The organism is Companilactobacillus musae, assembly GCF_003967595.1.
Taxonomy (GTDB): Bacteria; Bacillota; Bacilli; order Lactobacillales; family Lactobacillaceae; genus Companilactobacillus; species Companilactobacillus musae.
In genome coordinates this window covers 61051-85587 of sequence record NZ_BIFW01000009.1, presented here as the reverse complement: position 1 = coordinate 85587, position 24537 = coordinate 61051, and the positions used below count along the sequence as shown (strand labels likewise).

Genomic DNA, 24537 nt, shown 5'->3' with positions numbered 1-24537 from the left:
TATTTTTTTGCAAAATTATAAAACAATTGCCAAAACTGGCAGCCATGAAAAAGACATCAAAAAATCACGTTTCATTGCTCATATTGCTCAAACATTTTCTGAAGCCGAAGCTAATGAATTCATCGAAAAAATTCGTCAACAAGAATCCGGAGCAACTCATAACTGTACCGCTTTTATTGTCATGGAAAATGTTAAGATAGAACGAATGTCTGATGATGGCGAACCAAGTGGTACTGCAGGCTCTCCCATCCTCAACGTCTTACAGCAACAAGACCTCCAAAATGTGACTGTTGTGGTGACTAGATACTTTGGCGGTATCAAGCTTGGAGCCGGTGGACTGATCAGAGCCTACTCCTCTACTACTGCTGAAGCTGTGAAAGAAATCGGCTTAGCCGAAAATCGGATTCAACAAGGTTATGAATTGACGATTCCTTATCATATGTTCGATAAATTTGAAAACTATGCCCGCAATGAAAAGATCACTTTAGAAAATAAACAATTTACTGCAGATGTTAAGTGTGATATCTACCTGGACTTGGATAACTCAAAGAAAGTAGTTCAAAATATTAAAGATCTTTTCCAAAATCAAATTACGTTAAAAGAAACTGAAAAAACTTATAAACAAGTACCAGTTGAAGCAAATTAAAAATGGCACCTTCCAAAATCTGGAAGGTGTCATTTTTTAGTATGTCCCTGTCATCACTGTAAACACTTTAGGTTCTTTATAACCTTTAAATGCCGGCATTTTGGGTGCATTCTTTTCCATCTCATACATGTCTCGATACTTCGAATAATCTTTGAACATACTATTCCTAATTGACTTGGGAATTGTTTCCCAGTCTACAAAATTAATTCGAGAAACGTAAATTCCCTTATGTTCAACCATTGCATAACCTTTATCCCTTGGAGCAAGACCACCATAAAAGTTCAAATACAAAGATTTACCCCAAGCGTCATCAGTTACGACCATATGCTTATATGGACTTCCTAAAGTCTTCTTATATTTCTTTTTCTTTGAATCGACTAATACCTTGGAATAATCCGAGTCTTTAGCATTTTCCTCAGTCGGCAATGCAGCATAACCCACTTTAGTCTGCAGTAAAGGATTAAACCGATCGACTGTTTCATTTTCATATTGATATTTAGACAAAAAAATAAATCCTCCACCAATCGCAACGAAAATGGTAATCACACTAATGAGCCATCTTTTATATATCTTCTTCAGCCTTAAATCCTTATCAATCTTTTCCACTGTTCCAGTATCTCCCTTTAAAAATTCATCTAAGGATACTTTTAAAATAGAACTAAGATTTATTAACAAAGAAATATCTGGATAAGTTCTTCCAGTTTCCCAACTTGAAATTGTCTTATCTGAAACATTTAACTTCAATGCTAAATCCCTTTGGGTTAAATTATTCTGTTTACGATATTTCTTCAATTGTTCACATAGTTCCATTTCTTTTCTCCTCGAATTTAATTTAAAAGGTGATGTGATATATATACCATCCTTCAAATGTGGAACTCAATAGATTGGTTATCTATCAATTGTAGAATTAAATCTAAGTACAAAAAAAGCAGGCGCTATAACGGCACTTGCTTAATCTTTCTTTTCTAATCGCTTAACAAATTTTTGAATTGCTTTCAATAATGGCTGGCGATTGTCACCCAACAGACCAATTGATTCAATAAATAATTCCAGTCCAATCAATACTCCGATTGTCAATAAAATACTACCCCAAAGAGTTGATAATGGATATAGCAAAGCAATAAAGGCAAACACTAATGACAAACCATATATAACTAAAACTGTTTGACGATGTGATAGACCTAATTGCATCAATCTATGATGCAAATGATGTTTATCAGCTTGCATAATTGGTTTTTTATTCAGCAATCTTCTTAAGATAGCATAAACCGTATCAGTAATTGGAACCCCCATAATGACCACAGGCATTAAAAGCGTCACAAAAGTAACGTTCTTCAATCCCTTCAAAGAGAATATAGCCATCATAAAACCAATAAAGAGCGATCCTGTATCTCCTAGGAAAATACTGGCAGGATGGAAATTGTGGGGTAAGAAGCCCATTAACGCTGCTACTAAAACAAAAATCCAAATTGCAACATAAACATTAGTCCAATTCAAGAAGAAGTACGCCATAATACCCATTGTAAATAAGGCAATAATTGAAACCCCTGTCGCTAGACCATCCAATCCATCAATTAAATTAACCGCATTAGTAATCGCAATGATCCAAATAATCGTAATTGGGAAACTCCACCAGCCTAATTCGAACGATCCAATAATCGGCAAGGTTACTTGATTCATTCTAATTCCCGCTAGGAAATAAATAACTAATGAAGCCGCAAATATCCCCGCTAATTTAGCTTTGGGAGACAGCTCACGAATATCATCAATAATACCCGTTAAAATAATAATACATTCAGCTAAGAAGACACTGAACAACTCATGTGTTGGGAATTGTTCACGCAACAAGACAAAAGTTGAAAAATTAAATGCCAGAAAAATAGCCAATCCACCCATTGTAGGCATCGGCTTAATATTTACACGACGAGCATTAGGTTTATCAACTGCTCCCAAAATATAGGCTAACTTAACTACAAAGGGAGTTATCGCCGCCGATATTATCATTGTTAAAAATAACTTTACTATTACACTAAACATACCCGACATATTTAGAAAAACTCACTTTCCATTAATAGAACAATTATACAATACCTATAGCCTATTCCAAAAAGAAATTAAAAAAGAGCATATCAATAAGATACGCCCCCTTAATAATTATTTTGCTAATTCAACTTTTCTAATTTCACGAACAACTGTAACTTTAATATGACCTGGATACTCAAGGTTCTCTTCAATCTCACCTTTCATATCACGAGCTAAAATTGCAGCTTGATCATCAGAAATCTGTTCTGGTTTAACCATAACACGAATTTCATGACCAGCTTGAATTGCATAACTATGATCAACGCCTTCATGCTTGTTGGCGATTGCTTCCAACTTTTCAAGACGATGAATATAGTTCTCCATCGACTCAGATCTTGCTCCAGGACGTGATGCCGAAATAGCATCAGCTGCAGCAACAATTGTTGCAATGAGCGATGTTGGTTCCACATCCCCATGATGTGAAGCAATTGTATTAATAACTACTTCTGGTTCTTTATACTTAGTGGCAATATCAACACCTATTTCTACGTGTGATCCGTCCACTTCACGATCGATAGCTTTACCGATATCGTGTAATAAACCTGCTCGTTTTGCTAGCATAACATCTTCACCCATCTCAGCAGCCATTACAGCGGATAATTTAGCCACCTCAATTGAGTGATTCAAAACATTTTGACCGTAACTCGTACGATATTCCATGCGTCCAATGATCTTGATCAAATCTGGATTGACCGAGCTAATTCCCAAACTATAAACAGTTTGTTCACCAACTTCACGAATATGATCATCCATTTCTTTTCTAGACTTGTCGACCATCTCTTCAATACGTGCTGGATGGATACGGCCGTCTTCAATCAATTTCTCCAAAGCCATTCGAGCGATTTCTCTTCTGACAGGATCATAAGCACTAAGAGCCACAGCTTCAGGAGTATCATCAATAATCAAATCAACACCTGTTAGAGCTTCAATAGTACGAATGTTTCTACCCTCACGACCAATAATTCTGCCCTTCATATCTTCATTAGGCAATGTAACGGTAGTAACAGTTGATTCTGAAACAGTATCAGCTGCACTTCTTTGGATTGCAGCGACAATCAAAGCTTTAGCATCTTTATCAGCGCTTTGCTTAGCTTGTTCATCACTTTCTTTAATCATTTTGGCACGTTCATGGACCAATTCTTTATTTAATTTATCAAGAATGATCTTTCTTGCTTGTTCACGAGTTAAATTACTTACTCTTACCAGCTCCGCTTGCTGTTCTTTAAGAGTATCAGTCAATTGTTTATCTTTTTCATCAAGTTTATGTTGTCGTGCTGAGATATTGTTCTCGTTATTCTCGATATTTTCCTCACGCTTTTCAAGCGATTGGTCTTTTTTATCCAAAATGTCTTGTCTTTCGAGAACTCTATTCTCTTGTTTCTGAATATCTTTACGACGTTCTTTCAATTCATCCTCTTGCTTTTCGCGATAACGATGAACTTCATCTTTGGCCTCAAGTAAAGTTTCCTTTTTCAAGGACTTAGCGGCCTTCTTGGCGTCTGAAACAATATCTTCAGCAGTTTGCTTGGCTTGTGAAAGTTTCTTCTCATAGGCATCTTTACAGAGAGCATATCCGAAAAGAACACCTACGATTAATGTTACTAGAGCGAAAGAGAAGGTTATGATAGCAGGATACATGCCATCACCTCCATATTTGCTTTTAAAAAATTTGTTTGTAAAACTACATGTTACAGTTTATTTACATACAACTTAATATTATAGAATAAATATGACCTGTCAACCAAATAAAAAGAAAAAAAGAGACACAATTGGTCTCTTTTTTCTTTTTATTTCGTATCTTTTTTATCAGAATCAAGATTTAAGTCAATATTATCGGCGTCTTTTGCATCTGGTTTCTCAGATTTATCATCATCAGATGAATCTTCTTCATCTTCAGGTTTTCCATCCATACCATAAGCAGCACGAACTTTTTGCTTAATTTCTTCCATCTTCTCAGGATTTTCTGCCAAATAAGTCTTAGCATTCTCTCGTCCTTGACCGATACGCTCATCACCGTATGAATACCATGATCCTGATTTGTCGATAATATCCTTATCAACCGCCATATCTACTAATTCACCAGTTTGAGAAATACCATGACCATACATGATATCAACCAAGGCAATCTTAAATGGTGGCGCAACCTTGTTCTTTACAACTTTAATCTTAGTACGGTTACCAATTACATCAGTACCGTCTTTAATTTGTTCAGCACGACGCACTTCTAGTCTGATTGTAGAATAGAACTTCAAAGCACGGCCACCAGGAGTTGTTTCAGGGTTACCGAACATGATACCAACTTTTTCACGAATTTGATTAATAAACAAAGCAATTGTCTTAGTTTTATTAATAGAACCAGACAACTTACGCAAAGCCTGTGACATCAATCTTGCTTGTAGACCAACATGGGAATCCCCCATGTCACCTTCGATTTCAGCACGTGGAACCAAGGCGGCAACGGAATCAACAACAACAATATCAACGGCACCACTAGATACCAAAGCGTCTGCAATTTCAAGACCCTGTTCACCAGTATCAGGTTGTGATAGCAATAAGTCATCAATATTTACACCCAAAGCAGTTGCATAGGCAGGATCCATCGCATTTTCAGCATCAATATAAGCAGCTGTACCACCTTGCTTTTGTACTTCAGCAACAGCATGCAAAGCTACAGTTGTTTTACCAGAACTTTCAGGTCCATAGATTTCAACGATTCTTCCACGTGGAAAGCCACCAACACCAAGAGCGTTATCAAGGGCTAAAGAACCAGTAGAAACAGTTGAGATTTGAGTGTTGAGATCATCACCCATTCTCATAATGGCACCTTTACCAAAATCCTTTTCAATCTTTTTTAAGGCTACGTCTAAAGCCTTTTGTCGTTCATCTTTAGCCAAATTGCTTTCCTCCTAATGCATTCATCACTAGATATATTATTAGTAATTCACCAAAAAAGCAAGAAAAAAGCGAACAAATGTTTGTTCGTTATATTATTTCTTGAACGAGAACAAAGCCACAAAGAACTGACTTTTCACGAATTGCTTGTCTAGAGCCTGAAAAATGAAATTCTTTGACGATCTTTTCATTATTTGTAGCGTTATAAGCGCTGATAAAAACTGTTCCAACAGGATTGCCCTCCAAAGGATCAGGACCAGCAACACCAGTAAAACCAACACCAATATCGGCCGTCAATTTCTCTGCTGATAGTTTAGCCATCGCAAAAGCAACTGGAGAACTAACAACAGTATACTTTTCAATCAAATTAGGATCCATACCCAATAGTTGAATCTTAACCTCATCAGCATAAGTTACAAATCCGCCATCAAAAACATTTGATGCTCCAGGAATAGAGGCTACTTTTGCTTGAAACATCCCCGCTGTTAAACTTTCAGCAGCAGTTATCTTAAGATGCTTTTGTTTTAACTTTTCAACAACCTGTTTAGGAAATTCTTGCCAATCATTAGGAATACCTTGTTCATAGTCTGCTTGTTCAATTATTTTAAAAAAATCAGCTACTTTATCAGTCATTGTTCTCTCTTTCAAATTACGTATTAAGATTTGAAAATTTCTCTACTTTGATAGAAATAATCAGCACCAGAGTAAATAGTGAAAATCAAACAAATATATAAGAAGATTTCTCCAATCGGAATATTGATAGCGGAGAAGAAAATGTTATGCATTAATAAGAAAATAATTGCCAACATTTGTGTTGTAGTTTTAATCTTACCGGGCATTTGTGCTGCCATTACTTTGCCACCAACTTCTAAAACAATCGTTCTCAAACCAGTTACAGCTAGTTCACGACAAACAATAATAGCTACGACCCATGCTGGAGCCATTTTAAAACTTACTAAGAAAATAAAAGCTGTCATAACTAACATCTTATCAGCTAAAGTATCAGCAAATTTACCAAAATTAGACACTAAGTGATACTTTCGAGCAATCTTACCGTCCAATAGATCAGTTAGAGAAGCAATAATAAAGACGACCGTTGCTAAAACATGATTCATAGGAATCAAATCATTGGCAACATAAATATCTCCCAGATTAGTCCAATTAAAGGCTAATAAAATAATAAATACCGGAATCAAAATAATACGAAGCATTGTTAATTTATTTGGTACATTCCAAACCATTTAAATTTCCTCCAAAAATAAATAATTACTATACTGACAAAATAATGGTGTCTACCCCTTTTAAGATTAGACACCATTATTTTATTTTTCAATATTAAATGTCAAAGTTTTAACGATTGTACTACCACTTTGAGACTTAGATAGATCAACCGACTTACCATCGATTGTAATCTTAGTATTTTTAACATTACCAGTTTGTACTGTAAATGTTGTTGTATCACTAGGTACTGTTGTTGACTTCTTTTCATTAGCACTCAAGGCCTGTTGCCAAGTAGTATTTGAGCCTTCACTAAATTGAATCCAAGCTTGACCGTCATTACCTTCAACTACTACCTTCACACCATCTGATGGAGCATTAGTAATAGTGTAAGTACCTGTTGTATCAGATTCCTTAACTGTAGCACCAGTCGCTTTAGTCTCAGTTTTTTCCTCAGTCTTAGCCTTTTTAGGAGTTTTCTTCTTAGAAGACTTTTTGGTTGTCTGTGTTGTATTTTCCTTTGGAATAGTTACACTTGAAGCACTTTGATTACGATGAACCATACCAAAGGCAATTACGCCAATGATAACCAAAATAATAATTCCTACTACAATTTGAGGAATATAGTTACCTAGATTTGAAAGGAATGAATTTGATTCTTCCTTGATTGTTCTTGTTTTAGTTTCTTCGGGCTTTGCTTCTTGAGTTGGTTGAGAATTAGGAATCTCTGCTTTATATTCTTCCAACAGATCATCGCTTGAAATTCCAACGGCATCAGAATATTGCTTAATAAAAGCTCGAACATAAAAATCACCAGGAAGATGATCAAATTGACCTTCTTCGATTGCAATCAAATATCTCTTTTGAATCTTTGTGATTTGTTGCAAATCATCGATTGTATATCCTTTTTTAATACGTGCATTTCTTAACTTTTGGCCAATTTCGTCCATTATTTACCACCGATTAACTAATTTTTCTAAGTATAACATATATTATTATCTAACTACTAGCGTACCTATAACAACCAGCCACCAGCAAAATATATCGTTTGTCCGGTTAGATAATTTGATTCAATATTAACAAGATAACTGACTAAATCAGCAATCTCATCGGGATTTGCCAGCCTGTCAGCTGGGATCTCATCTCGAACGCTTTCCAAATCTTCATTCGAAAATTCTTGAGTATTCATCTTGGTATTCACTGCCCCGGGAGCAACAACATTCACAGAAATACCTAATGAAGCTACTTCCTTAGCATATGCATCTGCAAACGAGGACATAGCTCCCTTAACGGTACTGTATACCACTTCCATTGCAGAACCAATTTTTCCATAGATTGAACCAATGAAAACTACTCGTCCATGATGGGTATTCGCTAACTTATCCTGTAATTGTTTCAAAATCAAAATTGGCAATTTAACATGTATATTCCATAAAGAATCAATTTCTGATTCAGAAATATCGACCAGCAACTTATAATAGGTATTTCCTTGAGCAAAAACAATTGCATCTAATCCAAAGATTTGTTTGGTTAGATCTTCAACTTTGTCATGTTCCATATCAAATTTTATTGGTATGAAGTCTTGTTTAGGATATTTTTCTACAAGCTCTGTTCGTAACTTTTCGATTCGCTCTCGATTGCGATTATAGTGCAGGTACAACGACCAGCCTTTTTCTGCCAATTTCTTAGCACTACTCGTTCCAATATCACCGGAACTTCCCATAACTAATGCGTACATATCTTACTTCCTATTTGGTAAAAGATTGTAGTAGGTACAATTATTATCTTTTAAGAATTTCTCAGATATTTCTAAAACATCATCCTTCTTAATGGAATCGATCATATGAATCAATTGTAAATAATCAACATCATAAAAATACAATTCAGCCATTTGATTAGCAATCGCTTCTGGAGAATTTTGTGCAAATAAGTAAGAACCAATTGCATCACGTTTAATACGTTCAAATTTAGCATCCGATAAGACTTCTTTTAAAGTTTTATAAGAAAGATGATTGAGTAAATATTCTTGAAATTTTTCAGGATTATTAGTCGACCCACTAATAATGATAAAACAATAGTTATTTTCTGCAACAACATTATAAGAAAAACTATCATCAATTAAATTCAAGCGGCTCATTTCTTGGTAATTAGTTGACGATTCACCAATTAATGTTTCCATAATCATGTTCAGTTCAAATTGTTTTTTAACTAAGTCATATCCCGTCATTTTCGTATCAATTCTAATTCCAAAAGCTGATCGAGCCTGACTAATATCCATTGACTCTTGACCACCTTGACCGATCGGTTGAAATTGATTAAAAGCTTTTTTCAACGGTGTTGCAATTGGATGAAAATCAGAATTTCCAACAATATTTTCAATTTTTTCAAAATCAACATCACCAACCACAACTAGATCCATATTGTCGGGACGATAATTCTGTTGATATGTTGTTAATAAGTTATCACGATTGATCTGTTGTAAAGACTTACTCGATCCAGCAATATCTTCAGCAATTGGATCATTAGGATAAAGCTGACCTAAAATTCTTTGTTCCAAAACCCATTCGGGCATATCCAAATACATTTGAATCTCTTGGTCAATAATGCCTCTTTCAGATGCTACATTTTCCTCTGTAAAATAAGGATTCTGAATCAGATCTAATAGTACTTTTAAATTATCATAAGGATTTTCTAAGGTCTGAAAAAGATAAGCCGTCTTAGTATAACTCGTATAGGCATTAGAATTAGCCCCATATTTGGCAAATTTCTCAGAAACATCATATCCTGGTTTAGCAAATAACTTATGTTCAATAAAATGAGCAATCCCTGAAGGTAAAAGTCCCTTTTCTGTACGTGTATCTACTGACCCAAAGTTAGCCATGGCAACACCATAAACTTGATTAAATCCAGTCATCGGTACGACACTAATTTGAAAACCATTACCTAATGTTTTGGTCTGTTTTACTAATTTTTCCGTCATACTAATCTCCAATCAATTGATACTGAGCAATGGCATGTAAGTTTTGAGCCACGCTCGCTATATGTGTTCGATCCATGTTCTCCAATTCAGCTTGGAACTGTTCATCATTTAGAAGTGTCTTAGGATAAACTGTTTGCCAAATACTTTGCATTATATAGTATTGAATTGAATCAGTCGCAATTTTACGACGCGTCAACATTACTTTTTGCGCATGCTTCACTTGCTCATCAGTAAACTTGCCTTGTTTAATAAAATCAATTTGTTGATCAATTAAGTCCATTGCTTTATTAACTGAATCAGAATCCAAACCTGCTTGAATCATCATTAAATGGCTAAGCGGTTGATAGGTACTAGAAACTGAGTATGCCAAGCTATTTTTTTCTCTCACTTGTTGGAACAATTGTGACTGATCATCGCCACCTAAAATCAAATTCATTATCTGCGGAGCTAGACGATTAAATTTCTTTGAAACACCCTCTGTTGCATATGCCAAAGCAATTCGACTTTGATTTAAATGTTTATGATCAATTTGAATAGCCGGCTTTTTGATCAATTCTTCAAATCGGTCAAACTTAATCTGTAGATCAGTTCGATCATTACTCATTTCTTGATAAAAATCACTAGCTTGTAGTGCTTGAAGAAATTCTTCTTCATTAACATTTCCAACAACATTAATCACGATCGAATCATTTTTAATAACATCCTGATAAACTGCTAATAATTTCTCATTAGTCAAATCATTGAGCTGCTCAATATTCCCAAAGATAGGTACTTGACGATCTGGATTATTTTGATAGATCAATTTTGCTAGTCCTAAGGAACTGACCAAATCTTGATTATCTTGAATCGAAACCAAATTAGACATCAAATTTCTTTTTTCAGTTTCAAAAGCAGTCTCATCAAACCTTTTACCTTCCAAATTGGGTTTAAAGATTATTTCACCCAAAAGATCCAAATTATCCTTAACTTGTGTCTGACCATCAATTAAGAAACTAGGATCAGCAAATTCAACACTAAAGGCCAAATCATTAAAATTCAATAGATTGCGCGTAAAGACATTTATCTCTGAACCATAGAGCTCCATTTCACGGTCATTTATCGCTTGAAAACTGGGATAATCTTTAGTCGAATTCGACATAACATTTGCCAAAAGACGACGACTAGTTGTTTCTTCTTTATGTAACGGACGTAAAAAATCTACTTGAATTTTAATAGTTCGAAATTTTTTAATTGGATTAATATTTAAGAAAATATTCTTTGCTAATGTTTTTCTCAATTTTTCACCTGATTTTTTTTAATTGTTTCTAGTTGTTCGGGAGTAATTAAGACCTTACGTGGCTTACTACCTTCAGAAGGACCAACAATCCCTCTATTTTCCATTTCATCAACCATTCTTGCAGCTCGATTATAACCGATAGCAAATCTTCTTTGAAGCATAGAAACGCTGGCAGATTGTCCTTTAACAATCATTTCAACCGCATCGTCCCAATACTCATCTTCTGGTTTATCAGAATCTGAAGTTCCTTCTTCTACATCAGTCGGTATCATGTCTTCGTCATAATCGGCTGATTGTTGGTTGCTAACGAACTTAACAACATTCTCAACTTCGGATTCAGAAATATAAGCACCTTGTAGTCTTACCGGTTTACTTTTACCAATTGGTTGAAAGAGCATATCTCCTCGTCCCAAAAGCTTCTCAGCACCAACGGAATCGAGAATTGTTCTAGAATCGACCCCACTAGATACAGCAAAAGCAATTCTTGAAGGAATATTAGCCTTGATCAAACCAGTAATAACATCAACTGAAGGACGTTGAGTTGCAATTATAATATGTAACCCAGCCGCACGTGCCATCTGTGCTAAACGGACAATAGCAGCTTCAACTTCGTGTCCAGCCACCATCATTAAATCAGATAATTCATCTACTATAACGACGATATAAGGCAAACGTTCCATTTGATCTTCATCACTAGCAGTTTTATTAAATTCATCAACATCATCGTTATATTCGCCAATATTACGATGACTTGTTTCAGCAAATAATTTATAACGACGTTCCATTTCCTTAACAGCTTTTTGCAAAGCTCCAGCAGCTCTTCTGGCGTCGGTAACAACGGGAATTAATAATTGCGGAATCCCATTATAAACATTCAACTCAACCATTTTGGGATCAATCAGTATCAACTTAACCTCATTAGGCTTAGCTTTCATCAAGATACCAGTAATAATAGTATTAATAGCAACCGATTTACCACTACCAGTTGAACCAGCAATCAATAAATGGGGCATTTTAGTAATATTGGCTTCAATGATATTTCCTGAAACATCTTTACCCAATGGCACTACCAACGGATGTGTCTTATCTTTTTGATTCTCAGTAATATCTCTAAATGAAACTGTTGAAATGGTCTTATTGGGAACCTCAATACCAACAAATGGTTTACCAGGTATAGGTGCCTCAATACGAATATCTTTAGCTGCCAAAGCTAAGGCCAAATCATCAGCCAAATTTACTATCTTACTTACCTTAACACCGACTGCCGGTTGTACTTCATACTTAGTAATAGTAGGTCCTAGACTAGCCTTTTTGACTTCAACGTCAACTCCAAAACTTTTAAACGTTTGGCGAAGTTTATCCTTATTCTCCTCTATTAAATGAACTTCAGAAGTCTGATCTGTTTGTGGAACCTGTTTCAATAGATCAGTAGTTGGTAATTCATATCCATCATCATTATTAGTAACTTCCGATTTTTTAGTACTGATTGGATCTGGTAAGTCTTTATCCTTAGTTCCATCAATACCATAAGGTTTAGATACCACCTCAGCTGTTTTATCCTCCCTCTCAGGTTGAACTTTAGAAGATAAAGTTGGAGCTCCTTCAATTTGAAAATCTTCTTTTGGCTGTGCTTTGGGTGTCATAAAACTATTAAAGCCATCTTGAGTTTTATCTTCATCACGTTTAACTTCTGGTATAGGAGTAACTGTTTTAGGGCGTTCTTTTTTCTCATTAACTTTTTGATCTACATAATTATTGTAATGTCCTGAAATAACGTCTTTGATTTTAATAGCCAAATGCTTTAGATAAACTAAAATATCCGTCGTTACGATAGATACTTGTTTCATCGTAACGTTTAACATCATCAAAACTCCGATAAAAATTATTAAAGCTGTAACAAAATAAGTACCAACTGTTGAAAACATTGGCATAAAGAAACTATAAAGATAAGAGCCAATCATTCCTCCACCAACTGAACCATCAACTGACACTTGTGTCATATCAGCAGCCAAAGTATTCCAAGTAACTAAATTATAATTATGATAAAGCGACATGCTGGAGAAGAAAATTCCATGCAATATAATCAATGTTCCTAAATAAATAAATAGGAATCCAAAATTTCGTTTAGGCGTCATAACGGGTATTCGCCCAGTCGCAATAATAACTGCCGCCACAACAATACTGATAATTAATAGAACTGGATAACTATCCCCTACTAAAATTCGATAAAGATTATCGAAAGTTTTACCAACAATTCCAAACTTGAAAAGTCCTAAAATTGAAAGGATTATCCAAACTAAACTGACTAATGATCTAATCAGTCGAGAATTATCAACCGTTTTTTTACTCTTTCTAGGCTTTGAACTTGCCCTTTTTTTAACCATAAGTACCTCACATGAATTTAAAAGTAATCATCTAAAATTATACCTTTTTTGAACCTTAAAAAAAACAGCCCTACTGGACTGTTTACTTATCTTCTTTATCTTTTAAATCATTCATCGCTTGATTAGGCTTTATTTCTGCATTATTAGTAAAATTCAATGAAACACCGTGATTCAATGTAACGGCTGTTACTTGATATGTCAAAGTTTCAATATATTCTACAACGGGTCGTGATAATTGTTGAACCTGTTTAGCATCTAAATCTTGAACCTCGCCTTGAAAACCAACTGGCTGAACAACTTGACCAATCAAACCAGATACCTTGAAGGGAGCATCCTTCATATGAATTTCAAAAGGAACAACGACTTGTAAAACCTTACCTTCATCTTCATTTAATGGTTGACCATTCTCATCTTTCAAATCAGGATGTTCAATATTAATATTTAAATCTGTCTTTTCATCAGCTGTTGGAGCCTCTACATCGTAATGAAATGATTGTACGGTAACTACACCTTTATTAATTTTCATAGTATCTCTCCTAATCTAATTTATCGTGTTCATAATGATGACTTAATTCTAGACCCGCAAAATGTTGTTGTCTAACAGCCTCATAAATAACCAAGGCAGCACTATTTGATAAATTCAACGCACGAATATTGTCACTCATAGGAATACGAAGACATTTTTCTGGGTTACGACGCATAAAGTCTTCTGGTAATCCAGTTGTTTCCTTACCAAACAAGAAATAATGATCAACTGATGTATCACTAAAATCCTGATCACTATATATCTTATCAGAGAACTTAGTAATCAAATATAAATACTTATCATCTGGAATAGACTTGAGAAATTCATCTAGATTATCATGATAAGTTATATCGACCTTATTCCAATAATCCAAGCCAGCACGTTTCATATGAGCATCGTCAGTATTAAAACCTAATGGACGAATCAAGTGTAATTTAGTGTTAGTACCAGCGCAAGTTCTAGCAATGTTACCAGTATTGGCTGGCATTAATGGTTCATAAAGTGCAATATGATTAGTCATTTATTATTTCTCCTTTATATTAACAAAAAAGCGCATACCCTCGGTGAAAACCACAGCAAGGACATGCGCTAGTATAGCCTCTTGTTTACTTGCTTTTGTCAAAATCGCTTCTGAGAAAAACAAATAACCACAAAACTCAAAGAACATTATATACGATATGCCCGGTCTAGACAATAAAAAATTGAATTATTTATGAATTTTTTCTGAAGAATCAGTATCTTTTTCTAACTCCTCTGTATTATCCTCTAATAACTCTTCCTCACTGTACCAACTCGAATTACGTTTGAACCAATTAAAAATTCTGGTAAAAATAATTTTTAAAATGGCAAAAATTGGAATACCAGCAATCATACCGATTAGACCATACATTCCAGCTGATACCAACAATACTAGAATCGTTGTAACAGGATGCATCTGCATCTTATTACCAACAATAATTGGTGATATCACACGCGTTTCTACAGTCTGCTCTACCACAAAAACTATCAAAACTTTAAGAACCATTGATGGTGCTATGAAAGCCGCAATAACTAACGATGGAATCAAAGCTAAGGTCGAACCAATATAAGGAATCAAATTTAAAATTCCAGCTACGATACCCAAAATCAAAGCGTACCGTTGGCCAATAATCAAATACCCAACAAAAAACATTACTGCAACCCAAAAAGCAACCGTTAGCTGCCCTGTAATGTAAGAACTCAAAGACTGACTAATTTCTGATAACATGTCTCCGACGGATTTCTTTAAACGATCAGGCATAAATTTGATCACTGATTCTTTGAATTTCTTATCGTCCTTTAACATAAAAAATAAGATGAACGGTGCCGTCATTAAAATTACTACTACATTAGTCAAAACACTGACAGCTGAACTAATATTATTCATTGTTTGTGGTAAAATCTGATCCATCGACTTTTCAAAACTCTTAGTTACACTAGCATTTGTTTGTATTAAACGTTCCTTGAAAATATGTAATTTAGGATCTGAAAACATATTTTGTAAACTCTTATTCAAAGAATTCCAGTACTGTGGCCAATTCTTGACTAGGGAATCAATTTGACTTTGAACAAAGGGAATCAAGGACATTACTCCCCAAATTAATAATGCCAAAATAATGATGAAAACAAATGTAATTGAGATGATCCGATTAACATGAAACTTACTTTCCAAAACATTGATCAAGGGATTGATCAAATAATATAACACCAACGCCAGAATGACTGGTGGCATTGTAATCCCCAAAATCTGACTAAGTGGACTGAAAACAAAACTTATTTTAGAAAATAAGAAAATAATCAAAAATAACAAAAAAATGTTAATTAAAATCACCGTTAGTTGATTATTTAAGAACCATTTGTAAAACCAACTCTTTTTTCCTTCCGGTGTTTCTTTCATAAACTGCTCCCCAAAAATTTTTTACTAAGATTATACTGTATATTATAATACTATACATTATTTGGAGGAATTGTAATGATTGAAAAGGTTCTCTTTAGTGGATACACCAAAAAGACTGGTCAAGGCGTTTATTCAGCCGAATTTGATTCAGACAATGGTAAATTATCTACACCCAAAGTATTGGTAGAAGTCAACGGACCTACCTATATTGATGTAACAAACGACTTAAAATTGATTGCTTTAGCAAAAAAAGATGATCGTGGCGGTATCGTTGTCTACGATATCAGTGGTGAAAAGCCACAATTATTGGACGAAGATTTTTCAGAAGAAACTTCTCCTTCTTATGTTAAATTCGATCCTAGTCGCAATTTGATTTTCAGTGCTTATTTTCATCTTAGCAAGGTTAAAATCGATCATTTAACTACCGATGGCAAAATCGAACATTATTCTGAAGTTAAATTTGAAGGTCATGGTCCAAGAATCGAACAAGACCAATCTAAGCCTCATTACAGCGCACTAACTCCAGATGGAAAGTTGATTATCTGTGATTATGGTGCTGATCGAATCTATATTTATGATATTGAAGATCCTAAAGAACCAAAATTGATGAACAATTATATTGCTCCAGCTGGCTATGCTCCTAGACATTTAGTATTTCATCCAACTAAGCCATACGCCTACGTTGCCTGCGAATTATCATCAAAGGTATTAGTAATGGAATATGATTCAGAAACTGCTGGCCTAACTTTGGTTGATGAAGTTGACGCTGCCAAAGATGAGCAAAAAAATACCACAGCAGCTATTCGTATTAGTAAAGACGGTAAATTCTTATATGCTTCAACTCGTGGTGCTAACACTATTGCTACATTTAGCGTTGATAAAAATGGCGACCGTCTCAAGAAAATCAACACTACATCTACTAATGGCAAAGGACCACGTGATTTCGACATTGATCCATCAGAAAAATACGTCATTGCTGCTAATCAAGATACCGATGATGTAGCTATTTTCAAACGTAACCCTAACAAGGGAATATTAACTAATTTGGGAAATAATATTTCCATTCCTGAGTGTACTTGTGTACACTTTATCTAGTTCCAAATTTAATCAGGAGAATAATTATTAATTATGTTCATTGAAATTATTAAAACCATCATTCTTGGTATTATTGAAGGTTTTACTGAATTTCTACCAATTAGTTCAACTGGACATTTGTATTTAGCTGATGAATTCGTTAAGTTAAATGAACCAACAGCTTTTATCAACATGTTCATGGTAGTTATTCAATTCGGAGCGATTTTGGCCGTTATCCTTATTTACTTCCATAAGTTGAATCCTTTCTCACCTAAAAAGAATCAAGTTGAGAAAAAACAAACTTGGAGTATTTGGTTCAAAGTCATCGTTGCCATCTTGCCTTCAGTAATTATCGGACTTCCACTAAACGATTGGATGGATAAACACCTAACTAGCTGGCAAGTTATCTCAGCTACATTATTAATCTATGGTATTTTATTCATCGTTGTTGAAAATTGGCTCAAGAACAAGCAACCTCAAACAGCCGATCTTGAAAGCCTTTCTTACAAAACTGCCTTTCAAATTGGACTTTTCCAAGTCTTATCATTAGTTCCTGGTACATCACGTTCCGGTGCAACTATCTTAGGTGGTATGACAGTCGGTACTTCTAGATTCGTTGCTACTGAATTCTCATTCTTCTTAGCCATTCCTACTATGTTTGGTGCCAGTCTATTGAAGATCTTTAAATACTTCAAACATGGTAATAGCTTTACTGGAGATCAAACAATAATTCTTCTCGTTGGTACGCTTGTATCATTTATCGTGGCCTACGCATCAATTAAATTCTTGCTAGACTACATCAAGCGTAATGATTTCAAAGCCTTTGGTTGGTATCGAATTATCTTAGCAATCATCGTTATTGCTTACTTCGGTTTCAAATCAATCATGGCTTAGTTTATTTAAGGATATCGTCCTAGCAAAGAACTTGGGCTTGTATATCCGTCGATTTGCTAAATTAAATTCAAAATTAGCATCTATTAAGATGATTCATGTATATTTTTTATATACTTTGAAATCTTAACAGATGCTATTTATTTTCAATTATAATTAGAACAATAAAGATGTTCTTTTTTGTTTCAAAATTGTTAGAATATAGACACATTAATAAAGAGGGGCTGAAAATTATTTATAAAGAAGTTGCAGTAGAAAACTTTACTAAGATTCCCACCGCTGTTCTAAAGGGTGCTAATCGTATTGAACTAAATGACAATCTAGCTGTCGGTGGTACTACGCCTAGTTTAGGTGTCTTAACTGAAACCACTAAGTATCTTCAAGAAAAATCTATTCCGGTTATTGAAATGATTCGTCCACGTGGCGGTGACTTTGTTTACAACGATCTTGAAATCAAGATGATGGAAGCTGATCTTTTTGAAGCTCAAAAACTAGGTGTCGATGGTGTCGCTTTTGGTGCTTTGACTCAAGATGGCGAATTGGATGAAGACGCCATGGAAGAATTGATTGCCGCTTCAAGTGGTATGCAAATTGTTTTCCATATGGCTTTTGATGCCTTAGCTGAGGATAATAAAAAAGATGCAATTGACTGGTTGGTTGACCACGATGTCGATCGTATCTTGACACACGGTGGACCACTTACAACACCAATTGATCAAACGCTCGATAACATCAAAAAGTACATTGATTACGCTGACGGTAGAATCGTTATTTTACCTGGTGGCGGTATTAACTATCAAAATGTAGATGAGATTGCTGAAAAGCTTAGCGTCAAAGAACTACATGGCACTAAGATTATTGACGGTATTAATAACTAAAAAAAGCTAGTATAATCAACGAGTAATTTGTCGTTTGCTTATACTAGCCTTTTTATTTGTCCAAAAAGTTAATTATTCTTTCAAATGCTAAATCCATATGACCAATTTGACAATGCTTTTCACCACCTGTTGTTGAATCAAATATCTTACTTTCGATTCTCGATGAACTAATAAGGCCCTTTTTGATAGTCTTCAAGCGACTTACCGGTACATAAATATCTTCTCTTCCAGCCAATAATAGACAATCTTGATTAACTAATGGCAAAATATTTTTAACATTATGTCGCTTAAGATTTTTGATCAAATCAAACGGTGTCTTCTCTTCTGTTAATTGATAACCATTTGTTAACTTCCAAGTAAGATCAATATTTTCTTTAGCTAATTTATCGAATAAGTTATTTACCAATTTAATCTGATTATATTTTAATAAAATATTTAAGATACCATATCTCATTAAACCAACGTTCATTTTTACTGTATCCATCGGTGAATAAAAAATATCCATTGCGATAACTTTGGTTATTCTCTTCTCAAAAGCAGCAGCCCTCATTACTAAATATCCACCCCAAGAAAGACCGATTGCTGCAACATTTTCTAAATTATAGTAATCTAAAATAGCTCCAACTGGTTTTTCAAAATTAGGAACAAACTTTAGTCCTTGATAGCTAGTATTTCCCTGACCTGGACCATCAAAAATCAACATATTATAATTAGTCCCTCTCATATACTTAAAAAACGTTGCGACTTCTTCCAAATAGCTATCAAATCCACCAATAACTAATAAAGTCTTAGTGGCATTCTTATTTTTCAAATACAAGGTGGGTAGAAAACCATTCTCATACGGAACTTCTCCACGTTCATAATCAAAATCATCATAATATTGATAAAAACAACGAATGAAACTCTGATATAGCTTTTGCCTCTGTGAAGAAGCAATTAAATAAAACATAGCGGCTTTATAATAGTTCGCTGCTATTTCAAATTCCCCTAATTGTTCATATTCCAAAGCCTTTTTTGACCACCATTTATTCCAATCCTCTACACTTTTTATCTTATACGACATATCTTGAATATCTTGTTGTACTCTTTTATCATCCTTAAAGTTCATTGTAAAACGATTGATTTGAAAGTCTAATTGTTCATTACCTGTTATTTTCTTCATGAAATTTTCCTCCAGATCAGATATTACTAAGTAATAGATTTATTCTGAAGTACAAAAAAATACGATTGCACGATATCGTACAATCAGTTAGAAAGTGTCCACTAATATGACCGATAAAAGAATCGTCAAAACTAAATTTAATCTTAGAAATTCTTTATCAATCTTACTAGCATCCAAAAACTATTCAGATATTTCTGTTGAAATGATATGCCAACAAGCCCTCTGTAGTCGCTCGACCTTTTATGTTTATTACAACGGCAAAGATGAATTAGTTCAAACGTTAGTTGAAGAATACATAAATGAATTCTCGAAATATTTAAATAATCGATTAAAAGTAAGCAAATCTACTGACTTCATAGATATAATGCATCTCATTTCTCAAGAATTTCTACAGCCCAGAAGAAATTCTATTTTGAATCTATTAAAATCAGCTGAAATTGCCAATTATTTTTTAGGCAAACTAGAATATATTTTCCAGCAAAGTTTTAATCAACGATATCCTAATAAACCAAGTATCGTCGGTAAATTATATGCGATAAATGCTGCTTCAATTTTAAAAATGCTTATCAAAAATGAAATATCAGCTGATGACTTGAAAACAATTGCCCAAATACAAGAAAACATTCTAGAATAAAAAATAAAAGCAGTATCTATCAAGAGAACCGATATATTTTATATCATGATCTCTTGATAGATACTGCTTTTACTTTATTAATCTGTTCATTTCATACTGATACGAAATATTGCATAAACATTCCGGCAATGCTGAAATAAATCAGTACACTGGTTAAATCACTCAAAGTAGAGATAAATGGTCCACTGGCAACTGCTGGGTCAAAACCAAAGCTAGACATCAACATTGGAATGAAACTACCAGCCAAATTAGCAACTGTAATAGCAGCACACATTGCCAAGCCTATTACCATTCCCAAAACAAAATTATGCTTCCAAATTCCAACTAACAAGCAAACTGCCACTCCTGTTACCAATCCGGTAACAAACCCTGTAATCAGTTCCTTGCCAATCAGTTTCAAGAATTCATGGCGATTAATTTCTTCAACCGCCAAACGCCTAACTGCCACAGCCAAACTTTGAGTACCCGCGTTACCGGCAGTACCAGTAATGGTTGAAATAAAAACAGCTAAGATACTTGCTTCAGCTAACAATCCTTCAAAATGATTGATAAGTGTAGCGGTAATCATACTCAACAACAGCAGTGTTATCAACCAAGGTAGACGTTTTGAAGCCGCTTTGAATGGACCATCGTTATTAGATTCGTCCATACTAACACCGGCCAAACCAGAGTAATCTTGTTGAGCTTCGTCATCAATAACTTCAATAACATCATCAACTGTAACGATACCAACTAGTTTATTAGAATGATCAACAACTGGTACAGCTAAGAACTCGTAATCTCTAAAGACTTGAGCAACTTCAGCCTGTTCGGCATCTACATTGACCGTTATAATATCGCTATTCATTTTTTCACTTAAAGTATCGTTATCATCAAGTAAAATCAGATCACGTAACGACATTACTCCAACCAAATCATCATGATGATCCAAAATATAAATGTAATAAATTGTTTCCGCAGTTTTAGCAAACTGTTTTAGAGCTTTAATTGCCTCAGCAGCGGTCTGTTCCTCATGGAATTCAACATAGTCGGTCGTCATAATACCACCGGCAGTTTCCGTATCATAATGCAATAATCCGCGAAGATTATTAGCATCATTCTTAGGCATTTGCTCTAGAAAACGATCAACATCAACTTTATCTAAATGTTCCAAAACATCAGCGGCATTATCATCGTACATGTCATTTAACATTTTTGAAGCATAATCTAGATCCATTTCTTTCAAAAGCTCGGGAATCAATGGGTTATCATCCTCGATCGTATCAAACATATCGCCCATTTCATCCGGTTCCAAAATTGAATACAGTGTTAATCTCTCAGTCTTATTCAACGTGAGGTAAAAAGTACTCTGGTCATAAAAATGCATATCCAAATAGGTTTTTCGGAATCTCTTTTTATCACCACTATCAAGATAATCTTTTAATTGTGAAAATTTATCTTGGAGTCTTTTTTCATTTTCATCCATTCTTCTCACCCCTTAGCACACTATTTAACATTACCATATCTTCTGGTAATGGTGCTTTTAATTTTAGCAGTTGCTTCGTAACTGGATGAACGATGTTCAATTGATAACAGTGCAAAGCCTGACGTGACATTCTTCGATCAACTTTACCACTATACATATCATCGCCAATTATCGGATGACCAATGGCCGTCAAGTGCACCCGAATCTGATGTGTTCTTCCTGTTAATAACTTTAGTTTTAACAGACTAGCATTAGAATACTTTTCCACTGTCTCATAAAGTGTTTTAGATTCCTTACCTGTATCATAATCAATATTTCGCATGTAAAAAGCCTTTGGATCAATACCAATCGGCAAATCTATTAAACCTGATTCAGGTATTACTTGACCATAAACCATGGCTAAATAAAACTTCTGAAAGTCTTCTGTATGTAGTATTTGATCCAACAATGAATGTGAATAGGAAGTTTTAGCAAACACCATTAATCCTGAAGTATTACGATCTAATCGTGTTACTAAATGAATGGAACTATTTTCTTTTTTATCGATCAAATAAGACTTGACCAAATTTGCCATAGTCTGACTATCTTTAGCCTTTGCAGGTAAACTTGCTATCCTAGGTGGTTTATTCACAACTAATAAGTAACTATCCTCATAAACAACATCGATCTTACCTGGCATCGGAATAATCAAATCTGAGGGTTCTTCCGAATTCAAAATTATCAAAATCTGATCGCCATTTTTCATTTTAAAATTAAAATGACGTTGTTTATGATTAACAAAAATCAATCCGCCCTTATTTTTTAGATTATGCAGCTGACTAGAGGAAAACTTATGCTGAACTAAAAATTTACGGATAATTTTTTTATCTTCATCACCAATTGTGAACTTTAAAAAACGATTATTTTTGTTCATCTTGACCTAAGAAAGCTGTTTCTACTCTAGTCCAGAAGTGACGATGACGATATTGAGCAAATTGGGCTCTTTGATAATTTAACTTAATAGTTATTTTACGAACATTCTTTAATTTAGTTGTAATACCGTCACAACTAACCACGTAATCATCAGCCGTCTGTGGATAAAGATCAACTTGTTGATTGTGTGGAATAATTATTGGTGAAGAAATTGTTCGATAAACTCGGTTATTGATCGAAGCAATCTCAATCATCTGAAAGACACTGATCTTAGGATGAATCAATGCCCCACCGACTGATTTGGAATAGGCTGTTGACCCTGTTGGTGTAGAGAAACACAAACCATCCCCACGAAAACTTTCAAAAAATTCTTTATCCAAATCAACTCGTGCTTTCATTGTCAAAGAAGACAGTCTTCTAACCACAGCTTCATTAATAGCAATCCCATGGAACAACGAACCTTCTTTATTTTCGACCATTACATCTAAAAGTGGATAACTTGTGGAAGGAATATTATCTTTACAATCAATAATACGTTTGGCTAGATCATCAATTTCTGTATCGGTCCAGTCAGAATAAAATCCCAAATGCCCAGTGTGAAGAGCTAAAAATTTAACTTTATCCAAATGAGCTGCATAGGCGTGAAAAGTACTCAAAAGAGTTCCATCTCCACCAACACTGATAACTAATTGCGGATCACGGCGATCCAGAATCAAACCAGCATCTAATAATTTGCCACGTAATTTATTAGCAGCACGTACTGACTTTTCTTTACTATTATTATTAATCCATAATTTCATTATTTATTGTGCTCCGTAGGGTTATTTAAATCGCGTTTTCGATCAGTAAAATATTGCTGAGCATCTTGTATCTCTTCTCGTATCTTAGACATTTCCTCATCCAACATAAAAGAGGCTTCAGCAGCACGTTTCAAACGTTCATTTATTTCTTCTGGAAAATCGCCCTTATATTTATAATTAAGCGAATGTTCAATCGTTGACCAAAAGTTCATTGCCAAAGTTCTGATCTGAATTTCAGCCAAAATATTTTTTTGACCACTGGAAGTTTGAATCGGGTATTCAATCACTACATGATAAGAACGATAACCACTAGGCTTACTGTTAGCGATATAATCACGTTCCTCAATAACACGCATATCCTCACGAATATGTAACAACTTAGCTACATCATAAATATCTTCCACAAACTGACATTGAATTCTAATACCAGCAATATCTTGCATATCTTGTTCCAATAATTCACGACTGATAAAACGTCGACGCATCTTTTCTTTGATACTATCGACTGTTTTAACACGACCGGTCACAAATTCAATCGGAGAGTGTTCATTTTTTTCCAAAAATTCTTTTCGTAAATTTCTAAACTTAATTTTTAGTTCATCAACTGCTTGTGAATATGGTATCAAAAATTCATTCCATTTAATTTCTGACATAATAACCTCGCTTTACTTATTTAATATATCGTATATTCATGAAAGATTCACTTAATTCCGAATATTAAGTTATATCTTGTTATGATTCCGTCCTTAATAATTCAAGGAAACAATGCCAACTATCATCATCATGAGTTTATAATTTTACC

General features: G+C 34.5%; 24 protein-coding genes. 5 read left to right on the top strand and 19 right to left on the bottom strand.

The genetic code is table 11. The annotated features are described in order from the left end of the window. The first annotated feature begins 7 nt into the window (after window positions 1-7). Window positions 8-646, top strand: a complete 639-nt coding sequence (locus LAB100_RS09940) for a YigZ family protein (RefSeq protein ID WP_119327374.1) — start codon at window positions 8-10, stop codon at window positions 644-646. 36 nt (window positions 647-682) lie between these two features. On the opposite strand, the gene LAB100_RS09935 is transcribed toward LAB100_RS09940, so the two are convergent. The 14 genes from LAB100_RS09935 to LAB100_RS09870 form a co-directional block, all read right to left on the bottom strand. Then, window positions 683-1456 carry a helix-turn-helix transcriptional regulator gene (locus LAB100_RS09935; RefSeq protein ID WP_119327373.1) on the bottom strand — a complete coding sequence of 258 codons (774 nt, stop codon included), beginning with the start codon at window positions 1454-1456 and terminating at the stop codon, window positions 683-685. Window positions 1457-1597: 141 nt separating this feature from the next. Continuing rightward, window positions 1598-2683: a glycosyltransferase family 4 protein gene (locus LAB100_RS09930; RefSeq protein WP_162894269.1), complete on the bottom strand. Its 1086-nt coding sequence runs from the start codon at window positions 2681-2683 to the stop codon at window positions 1598-1600. A gap of 117 nt (window positions 2684-2800) precedes the next feature. After that, on the bottom strand, window positions 2801-4366 hold the full coding sequence (gene rny / locus LAB100_RS09925; protein ID WP_119327371.1) for a ribonuclease Y: 1566 nt from the start codon (window positions 4364-4366) through the stop codon (window positions 2801-2803). 149 nt (window positions 4367-4515) lie between these two features. Next, on the bottom strand, window positions 4516-5622 hold the full coding sequence (gene recA, locus LAB100_RS09920) for a recombinase RecA (RefSeq protein ID WP_119327370.1): 1107 nt from the start codon (window positions 5620-5622) through the stop codon (window positions 4516-4518). 88 nt (window positions 5623-5710) lie between these two features. Next, window positions 5711-6253: a CinA family protein gene (locus LAB100_RS09915; RefSeq protein ID WP_119327369.1), complete on the bottom strand. Its 543-nt coding sequence runs from the start codon at window positions 6251-6253 to the stop codon at window positions 5711-5713. A gap of 23 nt (window positions 6254-6276) precedes the next feature. Further along, window positions 6277-6861 (bottom strand): CDP-diacylglycerol--glycerol-3-phosphate 3-phosphatidyltransferase, encoded by a 585-nt coding sequence (pgsA, locus tag LAB100_RS09910; RefSeq protein WP_119327368.1) that lies wholly within the window; start codon window positions 6859-6861, stop codon window positions 6277-6279. An 81-nt stretch (window positions 6862-6942) separates the two neighbouring features. After that, on the bottom strand, window positions 6943-7788 hold the full coding sequence (locus LAB100_RS09905) for a helix-turn-helix domain-containing protein (protein WP_119327367.1): 846 nt from the start codon (window positions 7786-7788) through the stop codon (window positions 6943-6945). A gap of 65 nt (window positions 7789-7853) precedes the next feature. Next, on the bottom strand, window positions 7854-8576 hold the full coding sequence (gene ymfI, locus LAB100_RS09900) for an elongation factor P 5-aminopentanone reductase (RefSeq protein WP_119327366.1): 723 nt from the start codon (window positions 8574-8576) through the stop codon (window positions 7854-7856). A 3-nt stretch (window positions 8577-8579) separates the two neighbouring features. Beyond that, on the bottom strand, window positions 8580-9818 hold the full coding sequence (gene yfmH / locus LAB100_RS09895) for an EF-P 5-aminopentanol modification-associated protein YfmH (protein ID WP_119327365.1): 1239 nt from the start codon (window positions 9816-9818) through the stop codon (window positions 8580-8582). 1 nt (window position 9819) lies between these two features. Continuing rightward, on the bottom strand, window positions 9820-11094 hold the full coding sequence (gene yfmF / locus LAB100_RS09890; RefSeq protein ID WP_119327364.1) for an EF-P 5-aminopentanol modification-associated protein YfmF: 1275 nt from the start codon (window positions 11092-11094) through the stop codon (window positions 9820-9822). Then, window positions 11091-13478, bottom strand: coding sequence for a DNA translocase FtsK (locus LAB100_RS09885; protein ID WP_119327363.1), 2388 nt, complete (start codon window positions 13476-13478; stop codon window positions 11091-11093). Before LAB100_RS09885 ends, yfmF begins: the two co-directional genes overlap by 4 nt. 82 nt (window positions 13479-13560) lie before the next feature. Further along, on the bottom strand, window positions 13561-14004 hold the full coding sequence (locus tag LAB100_RS09880; protein WP_119327362.1) for a DUF1149 family protein: 444 nt from the start codon (window positions 14002-14004) through the stop codon (window positions 13561-13563). A gap of 10 nt (window positions 14005-14014) precedes the next feature. Further along, on the bottom strand, window positions 14015-14524 hold the full coding sequence (gene trmL / locus LAB100_RS09875) for a tRNA (uridine(34)/cytosine(34)/5-carboxymethylaminomethyluridine(34)-2'-O)-methyltransferase TrmL (protein ID WP_119327361.1): 510 nt from the start codon (window positions 14522-14524) through the stop codon (window positions 14015-14017). 186 nt (window positions 14525-14710) lie between these two features. Beyond that, window positions 14711-15919 carry an AI-2E family transporter gene (locus LAB100_RS09870; protein ID WP_119327360.1) on the bottom strand — a complete coding sequence of 403 codons (1209 nt, stop codon included), beginning with the start codon at window positions 15917-15919 and terminating at the stop codon, window positions 14711-14713. Between the two features lie 75 nt (window positions 15920-15994). Between LAB100_RS09870 and LAB100_RS09865 the strand changes: the two genes are divergently transcribed. The 3 genes from LAB100_RS09865 (at window position 15995) to LAB100_RS09855 (ending at window position 18762) form a co-directional block, all read left to right on the top strand. Next, window positions 15995-17014, top strand: a complete 1020-nt coding sequence (locus LAB100_RS09865) for a lactonase family protein (protein ID WP_119327359.1) — start codon at window positions 15995-15997, stop codon at window positions 17012-17014. A 33-nt stretch (window positions 17015-17047) separates the two neighbouring features. Continuing rightward, window positions 17048-17887, top strand: a complete 840-nt coding sequence (locus LAB100_RS09860) for an undecaprenyl-diphosphate phosphatase (protein WP_119327358.1) — start codon at window positions 17048-17050, stop codon at window positions 17885-17887. 230 nt (window positions 17888-18117) lie between these two features. After that, entirely contained in the window at window positions 18118-18762 is a 645-nt protein-coding gene (locus tag LAB100_RS09855) for a copper homeostasis protein CutC (protein ID WP_119327432.1), read from the top strand. Window positions 18763-18814: 52 nt separating this feature from the next. Here LAB100_RS09855 and LAB100_RS09850 read toward each other — a convergent pair whose 3' ends face one another. Further along, on the bottom strand, window positions 18815-19924 hold the full coding sequence (locus tag LAB100_RS09850; RefSeq protein WP_119327357.1) for an alpha/beta fold hydrolase: 1110 nt from the start codon (window positions 19922-19924) through the stop codon (window positions 18815-18817). Window positions 19925-20030: 106 nt separating this feature from the next. Here LAB100_RS09850 and LAB100_RS09845 point away from each other — a divergent pair, with 106 nt between their 5' ends. Next, on the top strand, window positions 20031-20558 hold the full coding sequence (locus LAB100_RS09845; RefSeq protein WP_119327356.1) for a TetR/AcrR family transcriptional regulator: 528 nt from the start codon (window positions 20031-20033) through the stop codon (window positions 20556-20558). 91 nt (window positions 20559-20649) lie between these two features. Here the strand turns inward: LAB100_RS09845 and mgtE are convergent, their stop codons facing one another. From mgtE to yjbM, 4 genes are read right to left on the bottom strand one after another with little or no spacing between them, the layout of a single operon-like run. Then, the gene (mgtE, locus tag LAB100_RS09840; protein ID WP_119327355.1) at window positions 20650-22023 is read right to left on the bottom strand and encodes a magnesium transporter; all 1374 of its coding nucleotides are present in this window, start codon (window positions 22021-22023) and stop codon (window positions 20650-20652) included. Then, window positions 22016-22936 (bottom strand): RluA family pseudouridine synthase, encoded by a 921-nt coding sequence (locus LAB100_RS09835; RefSeq protein ID WP_119327354.1) that lies wholly within the window; start codon window positions 22934-22936, stop codon window positions 22016-22018. Before LAB100_RS09835 ends, mgtE begins: the two co-directional genes overlap by 8 nt. Next, window positions 22923-23735 (bottom strand): NAD kinase, encoded by an 813-nt coding sequence (locus LAB100_RS09830; protein ID WP_119327353.1) that lies wholly within the window; start codon window positions 23733-23735, stop codon window positions 22923-22925. The genes LAB100_RS09835 and LAB100_RS09830 overlap by 14 nt, the downstream gene beginning before the upstream one ends. Next, window positions 23735-24388 (bottom strand): GTP diphosphokinase, encoded by a 654-nt coding sequence (gene yjbM, locus LAB100_RS09825; RefSeq protein ID WP_119327352.1) that lies wholly within the window; start codon window positions 24386-24388, stop codon window positions 23735-23737. The genes LAB100_RS09830 and yjbM overlap by 1 nt, the downstream gene beginning before the upstream one ends. Between the last annotated feature and the right edge of the window lie 149 nt (window positions 24389-24537).